Here is a 2,793-nt window from a genome sequence, read left to right as displayed (position 1 = left end):
TTCGTGACCAGCCCGGGCTTCCTCGACGGCGGCACGAGCCGACGCGACCGCGGCCTGCCGGCCGGCGGAATGTTCCGTGTCGTGACCGACTTGGGCATCTTCGGCTTCGACGAGCAGAGCCGGGCCATGAAGATCGTCGCGCTGCATCCGGGCGTGACGCTGGAGCAGGTGCAGGACAACACTGGCTTCGCATTGCTGCACGACGCCCGCATCGCGACCACTGAGGCGCCGAGCGAGCCCGAGCTGGCCGCCTTGCGCAAGTTGGACCCCGAGCGGCTCTACATCGCATGACGCCAGTCGGCGACCCGCATTCCGAAGATCGAAACAYTGGAGAACACTGATGGCAACTTTGCACGGACAGTTTGGCATTGCAGCGCGCAATTTCACCGCCTTCCCGGAGATCCCGAACGCGCAGGCGCTCGTGGACTACGGGGTGCGCATGGAGGAACTGGGATTCRACTCCATCTGGGTCTGGGACCACATCCTGCTCGGCGTCGACCCGCACTTCCCGATCATCGACTCGCTCACGCTGCTGACCGCGATCGCGGCGCGGACCAAGAAGATCAAGCTGTCGACGGGGATCCTGGTGCTGCCGCTGCGCAATCCGGTGGTGCTGGCCAAGCAGCTGTCGAGCATCGACCAGCTGTCGAACGGACGGCTGCTGATGGCCATGGCCGCCGGCTGGTACAAGCGAGAGTTCGATGCCGTCGGCGTCGCCTATGAGCAGCGCGGCAAGATCATGGACGACAACCTCGAGATCCTCAAGCGCTTCTGGACCGAGGACCTGGTCGCCGGAGAGTGGACGCACCACAAGATCCCGGCCGGCGTGATGTTCCCGAAGCCGGTACAGAACCCCTGTCCGCTCCTGATCGGCGGCTACGCCGACCGCGTGCTGAAGCGTGCGGCGGTGGACGGCGACGGCTGGCTCACCTACTTCTACAAGCCGGAGGCCTTCGTCGAATCCTGGGCGAAGGTGTGCAACTACGCCACCGAGGCGGGCAGGGACCCGGCGACGCTGATGAACGGCAATCAGCTGCCGATCATGGTGGGCGCCTCGCGCGAGGCCGTGCAGGCCCGGATGATGGAGTGGCTCAACGTCGACTTCGACATCGCCCAGGGCAGCCAGTCGACCATGGACAGCGCCATCATGGGCAACGTGGACGAATGCGTGGCCCAGCTCAAGGCGCACATCGACGTCGGCGTCCAGAAACTGGTCTTCGTGCCCTACAAGTACGAGATGGCGCAGATCGAGATCATCGCCAAGGAGATCGTTCCACGCCTGCGTGCCTACGTGGCGGAAAAGAAGCGCTGAAGCCGCGATGGCAGCGCTTCGTGAGCCGCTCGCGGCGGCGTCCCCGGCGGCCTCGTGGGCCGACAGACAGCATGCTCGCGGCCGGCTGACGGCGCGCGAGCGCATCGAGCTGCTCCTCGACGAAGGCTCGGCGAGCGAACTGGGCGCGCGCATCGGCGCCGACGACCTTGCGGGCGGCGATGGCGTGCTCACCGTGCGTGGCACCATCGGCGGCCGCGCGGTGTGCGTGTTCGCCAAGGACACCGCGGTCAGCCGCGGCACGTTGGCAGCGCTGCATGCCCGCAAGATCGCCCGGCTGCAGGCGCTGGCGCTCGAAACCCGGGTCCCGGTCATCGGCATCTTCGACACCGCGGGCCTGCGGCTCGAAGGCGGCATGGAAGCGATGGTCGGTCACGGCGCGATCGTGCGCAATGCCGCGGCCGCGTCCGGCGTGGTGCCGCAGATCTCGCTGGTCGTCGGCGCCTGTCCAGGGGCCGATGCGCTGCTGCCGCCGCTGTCCGACTTCGTCTTCATGGCCAACGCCGACAGCAGCCTGTTCCTGAGCGCGCCCGACGTGGTGGAACGCGTGACAGGCGAAACGCTGAGCGCGGCACAGCTCGGAGGGCCGCAGGTCCACAGCAGGACCTCGTCGCTGGCGGACGGCGTGTTCGACAACGAATTGCAGGCGCTTCGACAACTGCGCCGCCTGTTCGGCTTTCTGCCGCTGCACAACGGCGATGCCTCGATGCGAGGGTCCTGCCTCGACGATCCGGGCCGCGAAGCGCCGGCGCTCGACACCTTGATCCCATCGGGCGACAGCGAGGCCTACGACGTCAAGGAGCTGATCGCGCAGGTCAGCGACGGCGCCGACTTCCTCGAGCTGCAATACGCCTTCGCGCCGCACGCAGTGATCGGTTTCTCACGGATCGACGGCCGGACCGTCGGCGTGGTGGCCAACCAGTCGGCGGTGCTGGCCGGCGTGCTCGACAGCGACGCGGCTCGAAAAATCGCGCGTTTCGTGCGTTTCTGTGACGCCTTCGGCATCGCGGTGCTGAGCTTCGTCGACACGCCCGGCTTCCTGCCGGCAGCCGCACAGGAGCATGGCGGGATCGCCAGGCATGTGGCCAAGCTGCTGTGCGCCTATGGTCAGGCGACCGTGCCGCTGGTCACCGTAGTGCTGCGCAAGGCCTTCGGTGCGGCGGGCGGCGCGATGGCATCGCGCGCGCTCGGCGCCGACCTGGTCTATGCCTGGCCCGAGGCGCAGATCGGACTCCTGAGCGCCCAGGGCGCTGCAGCCTTGGGCGACGACCTGCAGGCCGCCCGGCAGCGCCTGGCGGCCGATGCTGCGGCGCAGCGCGGCGACATCGACGATGTCATCGTTCCGCGCCAGACCCGGCGGCACCTGGTGCAGGCGCTGGCGCTGCTGGCGCAGAAGTCGAGCGTGCAGCCCTGGCGCAAGCACGCCAACCTACCTCTTTAGCCCACGATGTATTCCAAGATCC

Annotated in this window: 2 protein-coding genes and 1 pseudogene; all 3 read left to right on the top strand. The window is 67.9% G+C overall.

The window, feature by feature from the left end:
• Positions 1–291 (top strand): annotated as a pseudogene (locus AC1DY5_RS50165) (CoA-transferase subunit beta); the annotation flags it as partial.
• A 49-nt stretch (positions 292–340) separates the two neighbouring features.
• On the top strand, positions 341–1,312 hold the full coding sequence (locus AC1DY5_RS50160; protein WP_478121766.1) for an LLM class flavin-dependent oxidoreductase: 972 nt from the start codon (positions 341–343) through the stop codon (positions 1,310–1,312).
• A gap of 7 nt (positions 1,313–1,319) precedes the next feature.
• Positions 1,320–2,771 (top strand): acyl-CoA carboxylase subunit beta, encoded by a 1,452-nt coding sequence (locus AC1DY5_RS50155; protein WP_478121765.1) that lies wholly within the window; start codon positions 1,320–1,322, stop codon positions 2,769–2,771.
• Positions 2,772–2,793 lie beyond the last annotated feature (22 nt).

The organism is Variovorax sp. P4_D9 (genome assembly GCF_056401695.1).
Note: the sequence above shows the minus strand (reverse complement) of the source record. Positions and strands in the feature narration are given on the sequence as shown.

Coding starts and splice junctions, on each gene's coding strand:
- AC1DY5_RS50155 (WP_478121765.1), top strand. CDS start 1,320: ATGGCAGCGCTTCGTGAGCCGCTCGCGGCGGCGTCCCCGGCGGCCTCG.